This window comes from Bacillus cereus group sp. MYBK220-1 (assembly GCF_051916445.1).
GTDB lineage: Bacteria > Bacillota > Bacilli > Bacillales > Bacillaceae_G > Bacillus_A > Bacillus_A cereus.
In genome coordinates, this window is the sequence record NZ_JBQAGQ010000013.1 from 1 (window position 1) to 20,368 (window position 20,368).

Below are 20,368 nucleotides of genomic sequence, written 5' to 3' on the forward strand. Positions count from 1 at the left end.
GGCAGAGAGGTCACACCCGTTCCCATACCGAACACGGAAGTTAAGCTCTCTAGCGCCGATGGTAGTTGGGACCTTGTCCCTGTGAGAGTAGGACGTCGCCAAGCAACTAAACACGAGTCAAATGACTCGTGTTTTTTCGTGTTTTCTTTTATAATCCATAGTAATTAAAAAAATGTGCTTAAATAATTACTATTTTGATTAAATGCAGGGGAATGTGGCTAGGATAGTGAATAAGCAAAAGAGTTGCAAATTTTATTAATACGTATATAATTAAAGTCAAAGATAGTCAAAGTCAATAAAGGTGGCGGATAAATGAGAAATATATCTGATATCATTGAGCAATATCTAAAGCAAGTTATTGACTTAAGTAATAATAATGTGATTGAAATCAAAAGAAATGAGATTGCGGATCGATTCGAGTGCGTACCATCTCAAATCAATTATGTAATCAATACCCGTTTTACATTAGAAAGAGGATTTATAGTAGAAAGTAAACGTGGTGGTGGAGGTTACATTCGCATTATAAAAGTCAAACTGCATGATGATATAGACATTATTGATCAAATGCTTCATATGATTGATCATAGCGTTGCACAAGGGAATGCAGAGAGTATGATTATACGTTTATTAGAAGAGGGAATTATAACAGGCCGTGAAGCAAAACTAATGTTAAGTGTACTAGATCGTTCTGTATTATCAATGGATATTCCTTCTCGAGATGAACTTAGGGCTCGAATATTATGCGCAATGTTAAGAACACTGAAATATAAATAAATACAGCTTTTGTAAAAGAATGATAATTAAGATAGGGCAGTTAAATATTGTAGAAGTTTTGAAAAAGAGCATGTACTTTTATCTAAATGGATTAAGGAAAGAGGACAATCTAGTAATGTATGAAAAGTATCATGAGGTAGATCGTTCCTATTGTAAAGGTGGGGATATTGATGACTTGTCAAAACTGTAATATAAGACCAGCAACTTTACATTATACAAAAGTAATCAACGAGAAGAAGGCGGAAGTTCATCTTTGTGAGCAATGTGCGGAGCAAAGTGGCTATACGTCTTTCTTTCAATCATCACAGTCTAACTTTTCATTTCATGATGTATTTGCTGGTTTATTACACGGTGAATCAACAATGTTTGGAGAAGGAAAAAACGGGTTTTCAAATACAAATACAGTAAGATGTCCAGATTGTAAGATGACATATGAACATTTTACAAAAGTGGGACGCTTTGGTTGTGCTTCTTGTTACGATACATTTAAAGGACACTTAAACCCATTGTTAAAGCGACTTCATGGTGGACATACAGAACATTGTGGAAAAATTCCGGAACGAATGGAAGGAAATATCCACTTAAAGAAAGAATTAGATGAACTAAAACTTATTCTGAAACAATATGTACAGAATGAGGAGTTTGAGAAAGCTGCTGAGGTAAGAGATGAAATTCGAGGGCTTGAAACTCAGCTTAGTGAGCATAGAGAGGGGGAGTAGTTCTATGTCACTGGACAAAATTATGAATGAAGCGATTAGTCCATGGATGAAGGGGGATGGCCCTGATTCTGATATTGTTTTAAGTAGTCGAATTCGTTTGGCTCGTAATTTTAAGCAATATCAATTTTCTACTATGCAAAACGAAGAGGAAGCTCAACAGGTTCAAGAATTATTTAAAAAGAAATTTATAAATAAATCGGTAGAGCCCTTTGGGAAGTTTGGATTATTAAAAATGAATGAATTAACGCCTCTTCAAAGGAGAGTTTTAGTCGAAAAGCATTTAATTAGTCCAAATCTCGCAGGGACCGAATATGGAGCATGTCTGTTATCAGAAAGCGAACACATTAGTGTGATGCTTAATGAGGAAGACCACATTAGGATTCAGTGCCTATTTCCAGGGCTACAGTTATCAAAGGCGCTTCAAAGCGCTAATCAAATAGATAATTGGATTGAGAAAGAGGTTGAATATGCTTTTGATGAATCACTTGGATATATTACGAGTTGTCCTACTAACGTTGGTACAGGATTAAGAGCTTCTGTAATGATTCATTTACCAGGGCTGGTTTTAACAAAAAGAATTAGCCGTATTATACAAGTAATTCAAAAATTAGGGTTAGTAGTAAGAGGAATATACGGTGAAGGTAGCGAAGCGTTAGGTAATATATTTCAAGTATCAAATCAAATGACGCTAGGGAAATCCGAAGTAGATATTATTGCAGATTTAAAGAGTGTCATGCAGCAAATTATACAACAAGAAAAATTGGCCAGAGAATTAATTGTACAAAATTCGAGCATTGAGCTTGAAGATAAGGTTTATCGTTCTTACGGTATACTAGCAAACAGTCGTTTAATTCAATCTGCAGAAGCGGCAACTTGCTTATCGGATGTACGACTTGGTATTGATCTAGGATATATAAAAGGTATATCGAGAAATATTTTGACTGAGCTAATGGTTCTTACGCAACCAGGTATTTTACAACAATATGCAGGAGGACCTTTAGGACCGGAAGAAAGAGATTATCGAAGAGCAACCTTAATCCGTGAGCGATTACGTATTGAAAAAAACTAAGCGCAAGTAGGAGGCGATTTCTATGATGTTTGGAAGATTTACAGAAAGAGCACAGAAAGTATTAGCTTTATCTCAAGAGGAAGCAATTCGCATTGGGCATAATAATATTGGAACAGAACATATTTTACTTGGGCTTGTACGCGAAGGTGAAGGAATTGCAGCAAAAGCGTTAATTGCTCTTGGATTGAGCCCGGAAAAAGTGCAAAAAGAGGTAGAAGCGTTAATTGGACGTGGAACAGAAGCTTCTCAAACTGTACATTATACACCTCGTGCTAAAAAAGTTATTGAATTGTCTATGGATGAAGCGCGTAAGCTAGGACATTCTTACGTTGGAACAGAACATATTTTACTTGGCTTAATCCGTGAAGGTGAAGGTGTAGCGGCACGTGTTTTAAATAATTTAGGCGTAAGCCTCAACAAAGCAAGACAACAAGTATTACAACTTCTTGGAAGTAACGAAGCAAGTTCAGGTCACCAAGGTGGTTCATCGACAAATGCCAATACACCGACACTAGACAGTTTAGCACGCGACTTAACAGTTGTTGCACGTGAGAATCGTTTGGATCCTGTTATTGGACGTAGTAAAGAAATTCAACGTGTAATTGAAGTGTTAAGCCGTAGAACAAAAAACAATCCAGTGTTAATTGGAGAGCCTGGTGTAGGTAAAACAGCAATTGCTGAAGGGTTAGCACAGCAAATCGTAAATAATGAAGTTCCTGAAACGTTAAGAGATAAGCGTGTTATGACACTAGATATGGGAACAGTGGTAGCTGGGACGAAATATCGTGGTGAGTTTGAAGATCGTTTAAAGAAAGTAATGGATGAAATACGTCAAGCAGGGAATATTATTCTATTTATTGATGAACTTCATACATTAATCGGTGCAGGTGGAGCAGAAGGTGCAATCGATGCATCAAATATTTTAAAACCATCTTTAGCACGCGGAGAATTACAATGTATTGGTGCGACAACTTTAGATGAGTATCGTAAATATATTGAAAAGGATGCAGCTTTAGAGAGACGTTTCCAGCCAATTCATGTTGATGAGCCGAGTCTAGAAGAATCAACTCAAATCTTGAAAGGTTTACGCGATCGTTATGAGGCGCATCACCGTGTGTCTATTACAGATGATGCAATTGATGCAGCTGTAAAACTTTCTGATCGTTATATTACGGATCGTTTCTTACCGGATAAAGCAATTGATTTAATTGATGAAGCTGCTTCAAAGGTTCGCTTACGCTCTTATACAACACCACCAAACTTAAAAGAGCTTGAAGTGAAGCTTGAGGAAATTCGAAAAGAAAAAGATGCAGCTGTACAAAGTCAAGAGTTTGAAAAGGCTGCTTCCTTACGTGATATGGAACAACGCTTACGTGAGAAATTGGAAGATACAAAGCGTCAGTGGAAAGAGCAACAAGGAAAAGAAAATTCAGAGGTTACGGTAGAAGATATTGCAAATGTCGTTTCTACATGGACACGTATCCCTGTTTCTAAACTTGCACAAACAGAGACTGATAAATTATTAAACTTAGAATCCATTCTTCATGATCGTGTCATCGGCCAGGATGAAGCGGTAGTGGCTGTAGCGAAAGCTGTTCGTCGTGCAAGAGCAGGATTGAAAGATCCGAAACGTCCAATTGGTTCATTTATTTTCTTAGGGCCAACAGGTGTAGGTAAAACAGAATTAGCAAGAGCATTGGCAGAATCTATGTTCGGTGATGAGGATGCAATGATTCGCATTGATATGTCTGAGTATATGGAGAAACATTCAACTTCTCGCTTAGTTGGTTCTCCTCCAGGATATGTTGGGTATGAAGAAGGCGGACAATTAACAGAGAAGGTTCGTCGTAAGCCGTATTCAGTTGTCCTATTAGATGAAGTAGAGAAGGCGCATCCCGATGTATTTAATATTTTACTACAGGTATTGGAAGATGGTCGTTTAACTGATTCTAAAGGACGTACAGTTGACTTCCGTAATACGATTGTTATTATGACGTCTAACGTTGGTGCTGAGGCGTTAAAACGTAACAAACATCTTGGATTTAACGTACAAGATGAAAGCCGTGATTATTCGGATATGAAAGGTAAAGTAATGGATGAGCTGAAAAAGGCATTTCGTCCAGAATTCTTAAACCGTATTGATGAAATTATCGTATTCCATATGCTTGAGAAAAAACATATTCAAGAAATTGTGACTCTTATGGTAAATCAGTTAGTGAATCGCTTAAAAGAACAAGAAATTGAATTGCAATTAACAGAAGGGGCGATTGCAGCTATTGCTGATAAAGGGTTTGATCGTGAATATGGTGCTCGTCCACTACGTAGAGCAATTCAGAAGCATGTAGAAGATAGACTATCGGAAGAACTTTTAAAAGGTGCTATTGAGAAAGGGCAAAAAGTTATCTTTGATGTAGAAGGGGAAACATTTGTCATTCATAGTGCTGAAAAGGTAAAATAAGTATAGACAAACTAAGAGGGCTACGAGATAGCCCTCTTTCTTGTACGAGAAGGTCAAATGTTTATAGATGAAAGCGAAGTGAAATATAAAAAGATATGGCTAAAAAGAAAACAAAATTCACATGTCAAGAGTGTGGTTATCAATCACCAAAATATATGGGTAAATGTCCAGGGTGTGGTCAATGGAATTCGCTTGTTGAAGAGATGGAACCCGTTGTATCATCCAGACGCCTAAATTATGCAAATGCAATTCAAACAGAAGTAACAAAACCAAGACGTCTTACAGAAGTAGAAACAAAGTCTGAGGCACGTATTGAAACAAAATTTCAGGAGTTTAACCGTGTACTAGGTGGCGGAATTGTAGATGGATCTTTAGTACTTATTGGTGGGGACCCTGGGATTGGAAAATCAACGTTATTATTACAGATTTCCTCGCAATTAGCAGATGCTTCATATGATGTATTGTATATATCAGGTGAGGAGTCAGCAAAGCAGATTAAACTTCGTGCAGATCGTTTACATGTAAATGGTAGTAATCTATTTGTTGTATCAGAGACAGATTTACAGCGTATTGCAGCACATATTGAAGAGATGAATCCTGCTTTTGTTGTTATTGATTCTATTCAAACGATACATTTACCTGAAGTGACATCAGCTCCTGGTAGTGTGGCGCAAGTACGTGAATGTACAGCAGAATTAATGAAACTTGCAAAAACAAAGGGAATCCCAATTTTTATCGTAGGGCATGTGACAAAAGAAGGTGCAATTGCGGGACCGCGTATGCTAGAACATATGGTCGATGCAGTTCTTTACTTTGAAGGAGATCGACACCATACATATCGTATTTTACGAGCTGTAAAGAATCGTTTTGGTTCTACGAATGAAATGGGTATTTTTGAAATGAAAGAACTTGGCCTTGCAGAAGTCTTAAATCCTTCTGAAATTTTTCTTGAGGAAAGACCAGTTGGAGTTGCAGGTTCAACAGTAGTTGCCTCAATGGAAGGAACAAGACCAGTTTTAGTAGAAATACAGGCATTAATTTCCCCTACTAGTTTTGGAAATCCTCGAAGAATGGCGACAGGAATTGATCATAATCGTGTCTCGCTTATTATGGCGGTACTAGAGAAAAGAACAGGTTTACTATTACAAAATCAAGATGCGTATTTAAAAGTAGCTGGTGGTTTGAAATTAGATGAACCGGCAATTGATTTAGCTGTTGCCTTAAGTATAGCTTCAAGTTTTAGAGATAAATCTACGGCACCAACTGATGCGGTAATAGGAGAAGTTGGATTAACTGGAGAAATAAGAAGAGTATCAAGAATCGAACAACGTGTACAAGAAGCAGCTAAATTAGGATTTCAACGTGCTATCATTCCTAGAAAAAATTTAGGGGGGTGGACAATTCCAGAGGGGATTGAGGTTGTAGGTGTTTCTAATTTAGGAGAAGCGCTTCGTTTGACATTAGGAGGCTAGGCTATGGAAGAAAATAAGCAACGTGTCAAAAGTATAATTAATATTTTACAGCTCGTGGCCCCGGGAACACCACTGCGCGAAGGGATAGATAATGTACTTCGCGCACAAACAGGGGGACTAATTGTTCTTGGGTATAATGAGCAGATTAAAAGCATTGTTGATGGTGGTTTTCATATTAATTGCGCATTCTCTCCTGCTAGTTTATATGAATTAGCAAAAATGGATGGAGCACTTATTTTAAATGAAACTGGAAGTAAAATTTTAATTGCAAACGCACAGTTAGTTCCGGATTCATCTATTGATTCTATTGAAACAGGTATGCGTCACCGAACAGCAGAGCGTGTAGCAAAGCAGACGGGCAGCCTTGTTGTGGCCATTTCACAAAGACGTAATGTAATTACGCTATATCAAGGGAACTTACGTTATACATTAAAAGATATAGGTGTCATTTTAACGAAGGCAAATCAAGCAATTCAAACGCTAGAAAAATATAAGGCTGTATGGAATGACGGCATTACGAATTTGGGTATTCTAGAATTTGAAGAGGTCGTTACAATGTCCGAGGTGGTTCACGTTTTACATAGTGTTGAAATGGTGCTGCGTATTAAAAATGAAATATTGAGCTATATTCATGAGTTAGGAACAGAAGGTAGGTTAATTCGTTTACAGCTTACAGAATTACTAGCTGATTTAGAGGCAGAGGCAGCATTGTTAATTAAAGATTATCACCAGGAGAAAACACAAGACCATCATCAAATATTGAAAAAGTTACAAGATCTTGCAAATACACAACTTTTAGAGGATAGTGATTTAGTTAAATTGCTTGGCTATCCAGGACAAACAAGTTTAGAAGAAAGTGTGACACCTAGAGGGTACCGAATCACAAGCAAGATTTCTCGTGTTCCGCCACTTATTATCGAGAATTTAATTAATCGATTTAAAACATTGCAAGGTGTTTGCCGAGCAACTATTAATGAATTGGATGATGTGGAAGGAATTGGAGAAGTGAGAGCGAAGAAAATACGAGAAGGTCTAAAAAGAATTCAAGAGCATCTCTATATGAGTAGACACAATTAAGAATATTACATTGATTCTATAATATAACGACACTAGAACATTTTTGGTATATGATATGATATATTGGTAAATAAAACTATTTACAAAAAAAACACGTCCGCTTTTGCATTCGGCGTTTTGATTAGCGAAACAATGGTTAATAATGAGTAGGAGGTGGTTGGATGTTAAAACGGATTGTACAGCTCTTCTTTTTAGTGATCGGGGGAGCGTTAGGGATTTACTTAATCCCAAAAATTATTAATGTATTAGATATCGGTGCGGTTCCTTTGTTGGAAGGATCGTATGTTCGTGCAATTATTGGTGCAATTATTTTATTTTTAACAACATTTTGGCTTGTAGATTATATTGTTCAACTTATTAAGCATATTGAAGAGGCTCTTGTAAAGGCGCCTGTAGCAGATGTTTTATTTGGTACATTAGGATTAATCTCTGGTCTTATTGTTGCATATTTAATTTTGATACCAATTCGTGAATTTACAATTCCAGTTATTAGTACGGTGTTGCAAGTGTTCTTCACCCTTTTACTTGGATATTTAGGATTCCAAGTAGGATTTAAAAAGAGGAATGAATTGCTAGGATTATTTACATTACCCCAACGCGGAGGTAAGAAGAAAAACAATAGTGAGAATGAAGAGGTAGAGGTCGAAGCAGAAAAATCTACGACTCATTGGAAAATTCTCGATACGAGTGTAATTATTGACGGACGTATTGCAGATATTTGCCAAACAAAGTTTTTAGAAGGAACAATTGTCATTCCGCAATTCGTATTAGAAGAGCTTCAGCATATTGCCGATTCTTCAGATGCTTTAAAGCGTAATCGTGGCCGCAGAGGGCTAGACATTTTAAATCGTATTCAAAAGGAGATGCCAATTCCGGTAGAAATTTATGAAGGCGATTTCGATGATATCCAAGAAGTAGATAGCAAGCTTGTAAAGTTGGCAAAAATCACTGGTGGAACTGTAGTAACAAACGATTTCAATTTAAACAAAGTTTCTGAATTACAAGGGGTTACGGTGTTAAACATTAATGATTTAGCTAATGCGATTAAACCAGTCGTACTCCCTGGTGAAGAATTAAGTGTTTATGTTGTGAAAGATGGTAAAGAACAAAATCAAGGTGTTGCATACTTAGATGATGGTACGATGATTGTAGTAGAAGATGGTAGAGAGTATGTGGGTTCACAACTTGACGTACTTGTTACTAGCGTATTACAAACATCGGCTGGTCGTATGATTTTCGCAAAACGTAAATTGCTAGAAAAAGCATTATAAGTAGAGGATTATTAATATGTATACATTAATTATTCCGGCAGCGGGCCAAGGAAAACGAATGGGTGCTGGTAAAAATAAGTTATTTTTACTTATAGATGAAGTACCAATTATTGTGCACACATTGCGTGCTTTTGAAAAAGATAAAGCGTGCAAAAGTATTATTATGGCAATTAACGAAGAAGAACGCCCGTATTTTGAAGAGTTAATGCAGAAGTACCAGATTGAAAAGCACGTACAATTCATTCAGGGTGGAGCCGAAAGACAAGATAGCGTCTATAACGCACTTCAGTATGCGAGTGGTGTCGAATATGTTCTTGTGCATGACGGGGCGCGCCCGTTCGTAACGAATAAAGTGATTCGCGATGTATTAACTGCAGCAGAAAAATATGGAGCTTCCATTTGTGCAGTGCCAGTAAAAGATACTGTTAAGAAAGTAGAGAAGGGTGTTGTTGTAGAAACGGTAGAGCGATCTCAACTTAACGCTGTACAAACACCACAAGGATTCTCTGTTTCTCTTTTGCTAGAAGCTCATAGAAGCGCAAAGCAAAGTTGTTTTCTTGGCACAGATGATGCAAGTCTCGTAGAACGTGTGGGGAAGCAAGTAGGTGTAGTAGAGGGGAGTTACTATAATATTAAAGTGACGACTCCGGAAGATCTATTAATTGCTGAAAGTTTCCTACGTGTTCAGAAGAAATAACATTGATGACGTGTTAATAAAGAAAAGCTCGGCAACAGCCGGGCTTTTCTTTATAAGGATAGCGATATAATATAGAGTCATAAAGCTCAGTAGTTTAGCTTAAGGAGGAAGTAAGGATGTTTCGAATTGGACAAGGTTTTGATGTACATGAATTTGCGGAAGGGCGCCCGTTGATTATCGGTGGAATTACAATTCCACACGAGAAAGGATTAATCGGTCATTCAGATGCAGATGTATTGTTACATACGATTGCTGATGCATGTTTAGGTGCGATTGCAGCAGGAGATATCGGAAAGCATTTTCCTGATACAGACCCAGCTTTTAAAGATGCAGATTCAGCTGTATTGTTACAAAAAGTTTGGGGATTTGTGCGTGAACAAGGTTACGAGTTAGGAAATTTAGATTGTACAATTATTGCTCAAAAACCAAAAATGGCACCACATATTGAGAGTATGCGTAAGCGCATTAGTGAACTGTTAGAAACGTCTATCGATAACATTAATGTAAAGGCAACAACAACAGAAAAATTAGGATTTACAGGTAGAGAAGAAGGGATTGCTTCTCAAGCGGTTGTTTTATTACAGAAAAAATAATGGTTTTTAATTCGTAAGATGGATAATCACATTTTTTTGGTGTACAATTATAGAATGTGTTGACATTAAGAATGGAAGGTGTACCAATTATGGAAAAGCAAGTGAGAGTGCGCTACGCGCCAAGTCCAACAGGACACTTACATATCGGAAATGCGCGTACGGCATTATTTAATTATTTATTTGCTCGTCATTTAGATGGCAAATTTATTATTCGTATTGAAGATACTGATGTAAAACGTAACGTGGCTGGTGGAGAAGAAAGCCAATTAAAATACTTGAAATGGCTCGGTATGGACTGGGATGAAGGTGTTGATGTTGGTGGTGAATTTGGACCATATCGCCAAACAGAGCGTTTAGATATTTATAAAAAATTATATGAAGATTTATTAGAGCGTGGTCTAGCTTATAAATGTTATATGACAGAAGAAGAGCTAGAAGCAGAGCGTGAAGGACAAATCGCTCGCGGTGAAACACCTCGTTACGCAGGTAACCACCGTGAATTAACTGAAGAACAAGTGAAAGAATTTGAAGCTGAGGGACGTATTCCAAGTATTCGTTTCCGTGTACCAGCTGATCGTGACTACACATTCAAAGATATTGTAAAAGATGAAGTTGCGTTCCATTCAAATGATTTCGGTGATTTTGTTATTGTGAAAAAGGATGGAATTCCAACTTATAACTTTGCAGTAGCAGTAGATGATCATCTAATGGAAATTACACATGTACTTCGTGGTGATGATCATATTTCAAATACACCGAAACAAATGATGATTTATGAAGCTTTCGGCTGGGATATTCCACAATTCGGTCATATGACTCTAATTGTTAATGAAAGTCGTAAAAAGTTAAGTAAGCGTGATGAATCTATTATTCAATTTATTGAGCAATATAAAGAGCTTGGGTATCTTCCAGAAGCAATCTTTAACTTTATTGCACTACTAGGTTGGTCTCCGGTAGGAGAAGAAGAAATCTTCTCTAAAGATGAGTTTATCAAAATGTTCGATGCAGCTCGTTTATCAAAATCACCTGCATTATTTGATTCTCAAAAACTAAAATGGATGAACAACCAGTATATGAAAAAGCAAGATTTAGATACGGTTGTAGAGTTAAGCTTACCGCATTTAGTGAAAGCTGGACGTGTGGGAGAAACTTTAAGCGAACAAGACCAAGCTTGGATTCGTGATGTAATTGCTTTATACCATGAACAAATGAGTTTTGGAGCTGAAATTGTAGAGCTTTCTGAAATGTTCTTTAAAGATCATGTTGATTATGAAGAAGAAGGACAAGAAGTATTAAATGGTGAACAAGTACCTGAAGTACTTCGTGCATTTGCTGGTCAAATAGAAGCTCTAGAAGCAATGGAGCCAGCAGCAATTAAGGCAGCGATTAAAGCAGTTCAAAAGGAAACAGGACATAAAGGTAAAAATTTATTTATGCCAATCCGTGTTGCAACTACAGGACAAACGCATGGTCCAGAGCTTCCGAATGCTATTGCACTTCTTGGAAAAGAAAAAGTTTTAAATCGTCTTCAAAAAGTAATTGGTTAACATTTTCTAGGTTTAGAAATATAATAAGTATACCTAAAACCTAATAAGGAAAAGCGACGAGAAGGAGAAGTAGAAAATCAGGCTTTTTACAGAGAGAACCACCTTTAGGCTGGGAGTGGTTTATAAGCGGATTTTTGAAATGCCCCTTCGAGTCTTCTGCTGAACAGCGAATTGCTTCGTGGGATGTCTTAGGCCGCAAAGTAAGCAGAAGCGGTGTACACCGTTATCATGGATGAGTTTGAGGCTTTTTTAAGCCTAAACAGAGTGGAACCGCGCTTAAAAGGCGTCTCTGTCAATATGACAGAGACGCCTTTTTTTTATACCGTGTAAATAGGTATGAATATAGAATTTATCTCCTTATATAAAGAATTAGGGGAGAAGTGATGAGTTAGGGGAGTTAGTTCGCTCGACAAAAAAGTAGCCCATAAAGGGGAGGGAACACCGATGTTTAAGAGGCTTCGGGAAGATATTGAAGTCGTTTTTGAACAGGATCCAGCGGCAAGAGGTTATTTCGAAGTCATTTTAACTTACTCTGGATTACATGCAGTTTGGGCCCATCGAATTGCACATGCTTTTTATAAAAGAAATTTTTTCTTTCTTGCACGTTTTGTTTCACAAGTGAGCCGCTTTTTTACTGGCATTGAGATCCATCCAGGAGCAACTATTGGTCGACGTTTTTTTATAGATCATGGAATGGGAGTTGTAATCGGAGAAACTTGTGAAATTGGTGATAATGTAACGATTTATCAAGGGGTTACATTAGGTGGTACAGGAAAAGAAAAAGGAAAGAGGCATCCAACAATTCAGGATAATGTATTAATTGCGACGGGTGCTAAAGTTCTTGGTTCTATTACTGTGGGAGAGAATTCTAAAATCGGAGCAGGGTCTGTCGTATTAAAAGAAGTTCCTGCACATTCTACAGTTGTAGGTATACCTGGCCGTGTCGTTATTCAAAATGGAGTAAAGATTGGTCAAGAATTAAATCACTCTGACCTTCCGGATCCGATTTTTGATAAATTAAAGGCTATGGAAGTAGAACTTGATAAATTGAAGAAACAATTGGAATTAAAGGTAGAAAGGAAGGATAAAAATGACTATTCACATTTATAATACGTTAACACGTCAAAAAGAAGAGTTTGTTCCATTAGAAGAAAATAAGGTAAAGATGTATGTATGCGGACCTACAGTTTATAACTACATTCATATTGGGAATGCAAGGCCTCCTATGGTATTCGATACAGTGCGTCGTTATTTAGAATACAAAGGATACGATGTGCAATATGTATCTAACTTTACGGATGTAGATGATAAATTAATTAAAGCGGCAAATGAATTAGGTGAAGATGTACCGACAATTGCTGATCGCTTTGTTGAAGCGTACTTTGAAGATGTAACAGCACTAGGTTGCAAACACGCAACAGTTCATCCTCGTGTAACAGAAAATATGGATATCATTATTGAATTTATTCAAGAACTTGTGAATAAAGGGTATGCATATGAATCAGAGGGTGATGTGTACTTTAAGACGAAGGAATTCGAAGGTTACGGTAAATTATCACATCAACCAATCGCAGATTTACGTCACGGTGCTCGTATTGAGGTAGGGGAAAAGAAACAAGACCCTCTTGATTTTGCTTTATGGAAAGCTGCGAAAGAAGGAGAAATCTTCTGGGAAAGCCCTTGGGGGCAAGGACGTCCAGGATGGCATATTGAATGCTCAGCAATGGCGCGTAAGTACTTAGGGGATACAATTGACATTCATGCTGGTGGTCAAGACTTGGCATTCCCACATCATGAAAATGAAATTGCGCAGTCAGAAGCATTGACTGGAAAAACGTTTGCACGTTACTGGATGCATAATGGATATATTAATATTAACAATGAGAAGATGTCTAAATCGCTGGGTAACTTTATTTTAGTTCACGATATTATTAAGCAATACGACCCGCAGTTAATTAGATTCTTTATGTTATCAGTACACTATCGTCACCCGATTAACTTTAGTGAAGAGTTATTACAAAGTACGAATAATGGACTGGAAAGAATTAAAACAGCTTATGGAAACTTAAAGCATCGTATGGAGAGTAGTACGGATTTAACGGACCATAATGAGAAATGGTTAGCTGAAATAGAGAAATTCCAGACTGCATTTGAAGAGGCAATGAATGATGACTTTAACACTGCAAATGCAATTACCGAATTATACAACGTAGCAAATCATGCAAATCAATATTTACTTGAAGAGCATACATCTAAAGTTGTGATTGAAGCATACGTAAAACAACTGGAAACGTTATTTGATATTTTAGGATTAGAATTATCAAAAGAAGAATTACTGGATGAAGAAATTGAAGAGCTTATCCAAAAGCGCATTGAAGCTCGTAAAAATCGTGATTTTGCATTGTCTGATCAAATTCGTGACGATTTAAAAGAACGTAATATTATTTTAGAAGATACCGCTCAAGGTACAAGATGGAAAAGAGGATAAGGATGATCGATGCAAAGCAATTAAACAGCTTGGCGTTAGCGTATATGGGTGATGCGGTATATGAACAATATATCCGCTATCACCTCCTTCAAAAAGGAAAAGTTCGACCTAATCAATTACACCGCTTAGGGACGAGCTTTGTTTCAGCAAAAGCACAGGCGAAAGTTGTTTATCATTTATTAGAGACGGCATTTTTGACAGAGGAAGAAGAGGCGGTATTAAGAAGAGGGCGTAATGCAAATTCAGGTACAGTTCCGAAAAATACGGATGTACAAACATATCGACATAGTACAGCCTTTGAAGCGCTAATTGGTTACCATCATTTATTAAATAATCGTGAAAGATTAGACGAAATTGTATATAAGGCAATAGCAGTTTTAGAAGAAAAGGAAGGGGGCACATCATCATGACTAGTGAATATATTATCGGACGTAACCCTGTAATTGAAGCGTTAAGATCAGGGAGAGATATTAATAAAATTTGGATCGCAGAAGGTGCTGCCAAAGGACAAGTACAAATTGTACTAGCATTAGCGAAAGAAAATAAGATTATTTTACAACATGCACCAAAGAAAAAGTTAGATCAATTAGTTGAGGGTAATCATCAAGGTGTAATTGCTCAAGTAGCTGCATATCAGTATGCAGAGTTAGAAGATTTATTCAAAGTGGCAGAAAAACGTAATGAAGATCCATTCTTCTTGATTTTAGATGAGATTGAAGATCCGCATAACCTAGGTTCTATTATGCGTACTGCTGATGCAACAGGAGCTCATGGAATTATTATTCCGAAGAGAAGAGCTGTGGGACTTACCGCATCAGTTGCGAAAGCATCAACAGGAGCGATTGAATACATTCCTGTTGCGCGCGTAACAAACTTATCTCGTACAATTGATGAATTAAAAGAGCGTGGACTTTGGATTGCTGGTACAGATGCCAAAGGGAAAACGGATTACCGTAATTTAGATGGTACAATGCCGATTGGATTAGTAATTGGTAGTGAAGGAAAAGGTATGAGTCGTATTATTGGTGAAAAGTGTGATTTCTTAATCACTCTACCGATGGTTGGTAAAGTTACATCCTTAAATGCTTCAGTAGCCGCAAGTTTGTTAATGTATGAGGTATATCGTAAACGTCACGAAATTGGTAAATAAAAAATGAACGATATTTTAATCGTTGACGGCTACAACATTATCGGAGCTTGGGGAGATTTGAAGAAACTGCGGGATGTAGATTTACAATCATCAAGAGATGCGCTTATTGATAAGATGGCGGATTATCAAGGTTATACAGGCACAAAAGTGATGATAGTCTTTGATGCCTATACAGTCCATGGTATTGAAAAAAAGATGAAACAATCTCGTGTAGAAGTAATATTCACACGAAAGAATCAAACTGCAGACGAAAAGATAGAGCAACTTGCGATAGAGCTTAGAAATATAAATACACAAATATATGTTGCGACTTCTGATTATACAGAACAATGGGTTATATTTGGGCAAGGTGCCCTTCGAAAATCTGCGCGTGAATTAGAGTTGGAAGTACAAGCGATGGAACAACAAGTAAGAAGGCGTACAAAAGACACGAAAGAACAGCAGCCCGCCATGCGAAAGATATTCAGTAAAGATATTACAGAAAAATTAGAAAAATTAAGAAGAGGAGAGCGTTGAAGCATTGACGCTCTTTATCTTTTTACTGTATAATATTGCTAAATAAATAGCGGTCGGAGGGATCAAGGTGGAAGCAGGCTTCGTAAGTATAGGCGACGTTACATTTCGTGATTTAGAGGATGAGGCAATCGTTGAGTTAGTTCGAAAAGGTAATACTGACGCTCTAGAATATTTAATTCACAAGTATAAGAACTTTGTTCGTGCGAAATCAAGATCTTACTTTTTAGTGGGTGCCGATCGAGAAGACATTGTTCAAGAAGGTATGATAGGGTTGTTTAAAGCAATTCGTGATTATAAAGAGGACAAGCTGTCTTCATTCAAAGCATTTGCTGAACTATGTATCACTCGACAAATTATTACCGCTATTAAAACGGCAACAAGACAAAAACATATTCCTTTAAATTCGTATGTGTCTTTAGATAAGCCGATTTACGATGAGGAATCTGATCGAACGTTATTGGATGTTATTTCTGAAGCGAAGGTGACTGATCCTGAAGAGATGATCATTAGCCAGGAAGAATATACAGACATAGAATCAAAAATATCTGAATTATTAAGCGATTTAGAAAGAAAAGTGCTTTCTTTATATTTAGATGGTCGTTCTTATCAAGAGATTTCAGAACAGTTAAACAGGCATGTGAAATCTATTGATAACGCTTTACAAAGAGTAAAGAGGAAATTGGAACGATATATGGAAATGAGAGAAAGTACAACTTTAAATTCATAAGAAGTAACAAGTGCTACAGGTGTAAAATAAATCACCTGTTTTCTTTTGTAGAGAGTACAAAATGCATGTCATTGACATTGTCTTTTATTGTATGATACATTTTTAGGGACATAATGTTACAAGGTTGGTGTAACTAATGAGGAAAAAAGTTGTACTCTCATGTGAAGAGTGTAAAAATCGAAACTACTCTACTATGAAAGATACGAGCTCAATAGAGCGACTTGAAATAAAAAAGTTTTGTAAAACATGCAATCAGCATACAGTTCACAAGGAAACAAAATAAATAATTGAAATAATACACTGGAGGTCCCGCAGATGCGTTTAACGAACTTTTTCGGCGATGTAGGTCGCGAAATGAAAAAAGTAAGTTGGCCTAAAAAAGATGAATTACTCCGCTCAACAGCGACTGTTGTTGCTACAGTTGTGTTCTTTGCGATTTTCTTCGCAGTAGTTGATATGGGCATTTCTTCTTTAATTCGGTTAATTCTTGGTTAATTCTTGAATAAGAAGCACTTATCCATGATATAATGTTATTTATAAGAACTGTGTAAAAGCCCGGTGAACGGGTTTTTTCATTTGCGCAAAAAAATGTACGTCAGGGAGGGAAGGACGCTCGTCCTAAATGAATGGAAAAAAGTTGGTATGTTGTCCATACTTATTCTGGATATGAAAATAAAGTAAAAGCAAACCTAGAGAAACGTGTAGAATCAATGGGTATGCAAGATAAAATTTTCCGTGTTGTTGTCCCGGAAGAAGTAGAAGTAGAAATGAAAAACGGAAAAGAAAAATTAATGAAAAGAAAAGTGTTCCCAGGTTATGTATTAGTAGAATTAATCATGACTGATGACTCTTGGTATGTTGTACGTAACACGCCGGGTGTAACTGGGTTCGTTGGTTCTTCTGGTTCTGGATCTAAACCATCACCTCTATTAGAAGAGGAAGTTGTTACCATTATGAAACATATGGGAATGGACAACGAAGTGGTTGATTTCGACTTTGAACTTCATGAGACAGTACGTGTAAATGAGGGGCCATTCGCAGATTATACAGGTGCTATTGAAGAAATTGATGTGGAGAAGAAAAAGGTTAGCGTGCTTGTGGACATGTTTGGTCGCGAGACTCCAGTTGAACTTGACTTCCATCAAATTGAAAAATTATAAAATGAAACTTGAAATGAATTGTAAAAAGTGATAATATCTTTTAAGTCAGTACGTCTTCGTTATCGGAGACGTTTTTTGAAAGATTTTATCCTTACAGATAAAATATGACGTGGGAGGGCAAATCACTGTCCAATTGACCACATCACGGACTTAAGGAGGTGTGTCTCGTGGCTAAAAAGGTAATTAAAATGGTAAAGCTTCAAATTCCTGCAGGTAAAGCTAACCCAGCTCCACCAGTTGGTCCAGCATTAGGACAAGCAGGTGTTAACATCATGGGCTTCTGTAAAGAGTTTAACGCTCGTACAGCAGATCAAGCTGGTCTTATCATCCCTGTTGAAATTACGGTATTTGAGGACCGTTCATTCACTTTCATTACTAAAACTCCTCCTGCTGCTGTTCTTCTTAAGAAAGTAGCTGGTATTGAGTCTGGTTCTGGTGAACCAAACCGTAATAAAGTGGCAACTGTTAAGCGTGATAAAGTACGCGAAATCGCTGAAACTAAAATGCCTGACCTAAACGCTGCTAGCGTAGAAGCTGCAATGCGTATGGTTGAAGGTACTGCACGCAGTATGGGCATCGTTATCGAAGACTAATTCGATTTGTTTTTAAAAAAGGTTGCGGGTCTGGAATTCCAATTCGCAACCTTTATTATCGTAAATGATTATCGTTTTTAAATAAATGGATGGCGCTCATCCTCAGGTTATACCTGAAAACAGGCGTAAACGTGGGAGGTTATTCCGCTAAAACCACATTCGAGGAGGAAATAAAAATGGCTAAAAGAGGTAAAAAGTACGTAGAAGCTGCAAAGCTTGTTGATCGTGCAGCTGCTTACTCTGCAACAGAAGCAGTAGAATTAGTAAAGAAAACAAACACAGCTAAATTTGATGCAACTGTAGAAGCTGCATTCCGTTTAGGTGTTGACCCTAAGAAAGCTGACCAACAAATCCGTGGTGCAGTTGTTCTTCCACACGGTACTGGTAAAGTACAACGTGTATTAGTATTTGCTAAAGGTGAAAAAGCTAAAGAAGCTGAAGCTGCTGGAGCTGACTTCGTAGGCGATACTGATTACATCGGTAAAATCCAACAAGGTTGGTTCGATTTCGATGTAGTAGTAGCAACTCCTGACATGATGGGTGAAGTTGGTAAACTTGGTCGCGTATTAGGACCTAAAGGTTTAATGCCAAACCCTAAAACTGGAACAGTTACTTTCGATGTAACTAAAGCTGTTAACGAAATCAAAGCTGGTAAAGTTGAATACCGCGTTGATAAAGCTGGTAACATCCACGTTCCAATCGGTAAAGTATCTTTCGAAGATGCTAAATTAGTAGAAAACTTCAAAACAATTGCTGACACTTTACAAAAAGTTAAGCCAGCTGCTGCAAAAGGTACTTACATGAAGAACGTAACAGTTGCTTCTACAATGGGACCTGGCGTACGTGTAGACGTTTCTACATTAGCGTAAATTTTGGAAGTTGACTTCATAAAGAAGTTTTAATATAATCATTTATGTTGTGAATTTAATTAGTGTACCGTAGACAGTAGGTGTCAATAGACTTAATTTCCTACCTAGGTGTTAATATACGAAGCGGAATCTTTTTTCTGTGACTATATGCCTCCATGTCTACAAGTTGGGCATGGAGGTTTTTAGTGCACTTTCGGTACATCTTCTATATAATCTACAGGAGGTGTAATAACATGAGCAAAGTAATCGAAACTAAACAACAAGTTGTAACTGAAATCGCGGACAAACTTCGCGCTAGTAAATCTACAATCGTTGTTGACTACCGTGGTTTAACAGTTTCTGAAGCAACAGAATTACGTAAGCAATTACGTGAAGCTGGCGTTGAGTTCAAAGTTTACAAAAACTCTCTAACTCGTCGTGCTGCAGAATCTGCTGAAATGGCTGAGTTAAATGAATTCTTAACAGGACCAAACGCAATCGCGTTCAGTAACGAGGATGTAGTTGCTCCTGCGAAAGTATTAAACGACTTCGCTAAAGATCATGAAGCTTTAGAAATTAAAGCGGGCGTAATCGAAGGTAAACTTGTAACACTTGATGAGGTTAAAGCAATTGCTACTCTTCCATCACGTGAAGGCTTACTTTCTATGCTTCTTAGCGTTCTTCAAGCTCCAATCCGTAACCTTGCACTTGCTACTAAAGCAGTTGCAGACCAAAAGGAAGAGCAAGGCGCTTAATTTTTTAAAAGATAATTACGTATTATCGATAAAACAATACAAACCTATTTAAGGGAGGATATTTACAATGACTAAAGAACAAATCATTGAAGCAGTTAAATCTATGACTGTATTAGAACTTAACGACTTAGTAAAAGCTATCGAGGAAGAATTCGGCGTAACTGCTGCTGCTCCTGTAGCTGTTGCTGGTGGCGCTGGAGAAGCTGCTGCTGAGAAAACTGAATTTGATGTGGAACTAACTAGCGCTGGTGCACAAAAAATCAAAGTTATCAAAGTTGTTCGTGAAATCACTGGTCTTGGCTTAAAAGAAGCTAAAGAATTAGTTGACAACACTCCAAAAGTAATCAAAGAAGCTGCTGCTAAAGAAGAAGCTGAAGAAATCAAAGCTAAACTTGAAGAAGTTGGCGCTGCTGTAGAAGTTAAGTAATTAACTTTTGATGCTTTAAAAAAAGCT

At 37.3% G+C, this 20,368-nt stretch carries 23 protein-coding genes, 1 rRNA gene and 2 other annotated features; all 24 genes read left to right on the forward strand.

The window, feature by feature from the left end; all coding sequences use genetic code 11:
- A 5S ribosomal RNA gene (gene rrf, locus ACTFRU_RS28310) occupies positions 1–104 on the forward strand; the annotation flags it as partial.
- Between the two features lie 208 nt (positions 105–312).
- Positions 313–774, forward strand: a complete 462-nt coding sequence (gene ctsR, locus ACTFRU_RS28315; protein ID WP_001244558.1) for a transcriptional regulator CtsR — start codon at positions 313–315, stop codon at positions 772–774.
- 170 nt (positions 775–944) lie between these two features.
- Positions 945–1,493, forward strand: coding sequence for a UvrB/UvrC motif-containing protein (locus ACTFRU_RS28320; RefSeq protein WP_000128399.1), 549 nt, complete (start codon positions 945–947; stop codon positions 1,491–1,493).
- A gap of 4 nt (positions 1,494–1,497) precedes the next feature.
- Complete coding sequence (locus tag ACTFRU_RS28325; RefSeq protein ID WP_000050843.1) at positions 1,498–2,562, forward strand: protein arginine kinase; 1,065 nt, start codon at positions 1,498–1,500, stop codon at positions 2,560–2,562.
- 22 nt (positions 2,563–2,584) lie between these two features.
- Positions 2,585–5,020 (forward strand): ATP-dependent protease ATP-binding subunit ClpC, encoded by a 2,436-nt coding sequence (gene clpC, locus ACTFRU_RS28330; RefSeq protein WP_000971184.1) that lies wholly within the window; start codon positions 2,585–2,587, stop codon positions 5,018–5,020.
- A 95-nt stretch (positions 5,021–5,115) separates the two neighbouring features.
- The gene (radA, locus tag ACTFRU_RS28335) at positions 5,116–6,492 is read left to right on the forward strand and encodes a DNA repair protein RadA (RefSeq protein WP_001085202.1); all 1,377 of its coding nucleotides are present in this window, start codon (positions 5,116–5,118) and stop codon (positions 6,490–6,492) included.
- Positions 6,493–6,495: 3 nt separating this feature from the next.
- Positions 6,496–7,569 (forward strand): DNA integrity scanning diadenylate cyclase DisA, encoded by a 1,074-nt coding sequence (disA, locus tag ACTFRU_RS28340; RefSeq protein WP_000392158.1) that lies wholly within the window; start codon positions 6,496–6,498, stop codon positions 7,567–7,569.
- Positions 7,570–7,730: 161 nt separating this feature from the next.
- On the forward strand, positions 7,731–8,840 hold the full coding sequence (locus tag ACTFRU_RS28345) for a PIN/TRAM domain-containing protein (RefSeq protein ID WP_000919677.1): 1,110 nt from the start codon (positions 7,731–7,733) through the stop codon (positions 8,838–8,840).
- A gap of 16 nt (positions 8,841–8,856) precedes the next feature.
- On the forward strand, positions 8,857–9,537 hold the full coding sequence (ispD, locus tag ACTFRU_RS28350) for a 2-C-methyl-D-erythritol 4-phosphate cytidylyltransferase (protein ID WP_000288283.1): 681 nt from the start codon (positions 8,857–8,859) through the stop codon (positions 9,535–9,537).
- Between the two features lie 116 nt (positions 9,538–9,653).
- Positions 9,654–10,130, forward strand: a complete 477-nt coding sequence (gene ispF / locus ACTFRU_RS28355) for a 2-C-methyl-D-erythritol 2,4-cyclodiphosphate synthase (protein WP_000488392.1) — start codon at positions 9,654–9,656, stop codon at positions 10,128–10,130.
- Positions 10,131–10,219: 89 nt separating this feature from the next.
- Positions 10,220–11,677 carry a glutamate--tRNA ligase gene (gltX, locus tag ACTFRU_RS28360; RefSeq protein ID WP_000415143.1) on the forward strand — a complete coding sequence of 486 codons (1,458 nt, stop codon included), beginning with the start codon at positions 10,220–10,222 and terminating at the stop codon, positions 11,675–11,677.
- A 47-nt stretch (positions 11,678–11,724) separates the two neighbouring features.
- Positions 11,725–11,971, forward strand: a binding site (T-box leader).
- Between the two features lie 150 nt (positions 11,972–12,121).
- Entirely contained in the window at positions 12,122–12,787 is a 666-nt protein-coding gene (cysE, locus tag ACTFRU_RS28365) for a serine O-acetyltransferase (RefSeq protein ID WP_000476497.1), read from the forward strand.
- Positions 12,768–14,165 carry a cysteine--tRNA ligase gene (gene cysS, locus ACTFRU_RS28370; RefSeq protein WP_000152276.1) on the forward strand — a complete coding sequence of 466 codons (1,398 nt, stop codon included), beginning with the start codon at positions 12,768–12,770 and terminating at the stop codon, positions 14,163–14,165. The genes cysE and cysS overlap by 20 nt, the downstream gene beginning before the upstream one ends.
- A gap of 2 nt (positions 14,166–14,167) precedes the next feature.
- Positions 14,168–14,575, forward strand: coding sequence for a Mini-ribonuclease 3 (locus ACTFRU_RS28375; RefSeq protein ID WP_000564261.1), 408 nt, complete (start codon positions 14,168–14,170; stop codon positions 14,573–14,575).
- The gene (rlmB, locus tag ACTFRU_RS28380; RefSeq protein ID WP_000200237.1) at positions 14,572–15,315 is read left to right on the forward strand and encodes a 23S rRNA (guanosine(2251)-2'-O)-methyltransferase RlmB; all 744 of its coding nucleotides are present in this window, start codon (positions 14,572–14,574) and stop codon (positions 15,313–15,315) included. The genes ACTFRU_RS28375 and rlmB overlap by 4 nt, the downstream gene beginning before the upstream one ends.
- A 3-nt stretch (positions 15,316–15,318) precedes the next feature.
- Positions 15,319–15,831 (forward strand): NYN domain-containing protein, encoded by a 513-nt coding sequence (locus ACTFRU_RS28385; protein ID WP_000997886.1) that lies wholly within the window; start codon positions 15,319–15,321, stop codon positions 15,829–15,831.
- Positions 15,832–15,898: 67 nt separating this feature from the next.
- On the forward strand, positions 15,899–16,558 hold the full coding sequence (locus tag ACTFRU_RS28390; protein WP_000387193.1) for an RNA polymerase sporulation sigma factor SigH: 660 nt from the start codon (positions 15,899–15,901) through the stop codon (positions 16,556–16,558).
- A gap of 136 nt (positions 16,559–16,694) precedes the next feature.
- Entirely contained in the window at positions 16,695–16,841 is a 147-nt protein-coding gene (gene rpmG / locus ACTFRU_RS28395; RefSeq protein WP_014481927.1) for a 50S ribosomal protein L33, read from the forward strand.
- Positions 16,842–16,873: 32 nt separating this feature from the next.
- A complete protein-coding gene (gene secE, locus ACTFRU_RS28400) occupies positions 16,874–17,053 on the forward strand; it encodes a preprotein translocase subunit SecE (RefSeq protein WP_001241323.1) in 180 nt (59 codons plus the stop codon).
- Positions 17,054–17,184: 131 nt separating this feature from the next.
- The gene (nusG, locus tag ACTFRU_RS28405; protein WP_000415794.1) at positions 17,185–17,718 is read left to right on the forward strand and encodes a transcription termination/antitermination protein NusG; all 534 of its coding nucleotides are present in this window, start codon (positions 17,185–17,187) and stop codon (positions 17,716–17,718) included.
- Between the two features lie 167 nt (positions 17,719–17,885).
- Complete coding sequence (rplK, locus tag ACTFRU_RS28410; protein WP_001085872.1) at positions 17,886–18,311, forward strand: 50S ribosomal protein L11; 426 nt, start codon at positions 17,886–17,888, stop codon at positions 18,309–18,311.
- Positions 18,312–18,487: 176 nt separating this feature from the next.
- Positions 18,488–19,180: a 50S ribosomal protein L1 gene (rplA, locus tag ACTFRU_RS28415; protein WP_001987630.1), complete on the forward strand. Its 693-nt coding sequence runs from the start codon at positions 18,488–18,490 to the stop codon at positions 19,178–19,180.
- Positions 19,181–19,229: 49 nt separating this feature from the next.
- Positions 19,230–19,374 (forward strand) — a sequence feature (ribosomal protein L10 leader region).
- 39 nt (positions 19,375–19,413) lie between these two features.
- The gene (gene rplJ / locus ACTFRU_RS28420) at positions 19,414–19,914 is read left to right on the forward strand and encodes a 50S ribosomal protein L10 (protein WP_000048716.1); all 501 of its coding nucleotides are present in this window, start codon (positions 19,414–19,416) and stop codon (positions 19,912–19,914) included.
- 67 nt (positions 19,915–19,981) lie between these two features.
- Positions 19,982–20,341 (forward strand): 50S ribosomal protein L7/L12, encoded by a 360-nt coding sequence (rplL, locus tag ACTFRU_RS28425; RefSeq protein ID WP_000159736.1) that lies wholly within the window; start codon positions 19,982–19,984, stop codon positions 20,339–20,341.
- Positions 20,342–20,368 lie beyond the last annotated feature (27 nt).

What these genes read in the sequence shown, in the direction of transcription:
- ctsR (WP_001244558.1), top strand. Translation starts at nt 313, where the DNA reads ATGAGAAATATATCTGATATCATTGAGCAATATCTAAAGCAAGTTATT.
- ACTFRU_RS28320 (WP_000128399.1), top strand. Translation starts at nt 945, where the DNA reads ATGACTTGTCAAAACTGTAATATAAGACCAGCAACTTTACATTATACA.
- ACTFRU_RS28325 (WP_000050843.1), top strand. Translation starts at nt 1,498, where the DNA reads ATGTCACTGGACAAAATTATGAATGAAGCGATTAGTCCATGGATGAAG.
- clpC (WP_000971184.1), top strand. Translation starts at nt 2,585, where the DNA reads ATGATGTTTGGAAGATTTACAGAAAGAGCACAGAAAGTATTAGCTTTA.
- radA (WP_001085202.1), top strand. Translation starts at nt 5,116, where the DNA reads ATGGCTAAAAAGAAAACAAAATTCACATGTCAAGAGTGTGGTTATCAA.
- disA (WP_000392158.1), top strand. Translation starts at nt 6,496, where the DNA reads ATGGAAGAAAATAAGCAACGTGTCAAAAGTATAATTAATATTTTACAG.
- ACTFRU_RS28345 (WP_000919677.1), top strand. Translation starts at nt 7,731, where the DNA reads ATGTTAAAACGGATTGTACAGCTCTTCTTTTTAGTGATCGGGGGAGCG.
- ispD (WP_000288283.1), top strand. Translation starts at nt 8,857, where the DNA reads ATGTATACATTAATTATTCCGGCAGCGGGCCAAGGAAAACGAATGGGT.
- ispF (WP_000488392.1), top strand. Translation starts at nt 9,654, where the DNA reads ATGTTTCGAATTGGACAAGGTTTTGATGTACATGAATTTGCGGAAGGG.
- gltX (WP_000415143.1), top strand. Translation starts at nt 10,220, where the DNA reads ATGGAAAAGCAAGTGAGAGTGCGCTACGCGCCAAGTCCAACAGGACAC.
- cysE (WP_000476497.1), top strand. Translation starts at nt 12,122, where the DNA reads ATGTTTAAGAGGCTTCGGGAAGATATTGAAGTCGTTTTTGAACAGGAT.
- cysS (WP_000152276.1), top strand. Translation starts at nt 12,768, where the DNA reads ATGACTATTCACATTTATAATACGTTAACACGTCAAAAAGAAGAGTTT.
- ACTFRU_RS28375 (WP_000564261.1), top strand. Translation starts at nt 14,168, where the DNA reads ATGATCGATGCAAAGCAATTAAACAGCTTGGCGTTAGCGTATATGGGT.
- rlmB (WP_000200237.1), top strand. Translation starts at nt 14,572, where the DNA reads ATGACTAGTGAATATATTATCGGACGTAACCCTGTAATTGAAGCGTTA.
- ACTFRU_RS28385 (WP_000997886.1), top strand. Translation starts at nt 15,319, where the DNA reads ATGAACGATATTTTAATCGTTGACGGCTACAACATTATCGGAGCTTGG.
- rpmG (WP_014481927.1), top strand. Translation starts at nt 16,695, where the DNA reads ATGAGGAAAAAAGTTGTACTCTCATGTGAAGAGTGTAAAAATCGAAAC.
- secE (WP_001241323.1), top strand. Translation starts at nt 16,874, where the DNA reads ATGCGTTTAACGAACTTTTTCGGCGATGTAGGTCGCGAAATGAAAAAA.
- nusG (WP_000415794.1), top strand. Translation starts at nt 17,185, where the DNA reads ATGGAAAAAAGTTGGTATGTTGTCCATACTTATTCTGGATATGAAAAT.
- rplA (WP_001987630.1), top strand. Translation starts at nt 18,488, where the DNA reads ATGGCTAAAAGAGGTAAAAAGTACGTAGAAGCTGCAAAGCTTGTTGAT.
- rplJ (WP_000048716.1), top strand. Translation starts at nt 19,414, where the DNA reads ATGAGCAAAGTAATCGAAACTAAACAACAAGTTGTAACTGAAATCGCG.
- rplL (WP_000159736.1), top strand. Translation starts at nt 19,982, where the DNA reads ATGACTAAAGAACAAATCATTGAAGCAGTTAAATCTATGACTGTATTA.